This is a genomic window from Pseudarthrobacter sp. AG30 (assembly GCF_003116525.1).
In the GTDB taxonomy this organism is placed as follows: Bacteria; Actinomycetota; Actinomycetes; order Actinomycetales; family Micrococcaceae; genus Arthrobacter.
Map to the genome: position 1 here is coordinate 1 of NZ_QEHL01000066.1, position 414 is coordinate 414.

At 50.5% G+C, this 414-nt stretch carries 1 protein-coding gene; it reads right to left on the reverse strand.

Going from position 1 to position 414, the window contains the following annotated elements:
- Positions 1 to 26: 26 nt before the first annotated feature.
- Positions 27 to 414, reverse strand: a 388-nt coding sequence (locus DC347_RS21325) for a DDE-type integrase/transposase/recombinase (protein WP_123059250.1), incomplete at its 5' end; no start/stop codon positions are given.

The window sequence follows — 414 nt, forward strand, 5'->3', positions numbered from 1 at the left end:
GCAGCCTTTTGTCTTATTCAAAGGCCTTACATTTCAAAAGCTCTGCTTACCAGGCGCATTTCGCCCAGGGGATCACCATAATAAAATGCTGAGGCCTGGCCTTTGCGTAGTGCACGCATCACCTCAATACCTTTGATGGTGGCGTAAGCCGTCTTCATGGATTTAAATCCCAGCGTGGCGCCGATTATCCGTTTCAGTTTGCCATGATCGCATTCAATCACGTTGTTCCGGTACTTAATCTGTCGGTGTTCAACGTCAGACGGGCACCGGCCTTCGCGTTTGAGCAGAGCAAGCGCGCGACCATAGGCGGGCGCTTCATCCGTGTTGATGAATCGCGGGATCTGCCACTTCTTCACGTTGTTGAGGATTTTACAAAACTGCGCAAAACACGCAAATACGCACAAGAAAGTAGGG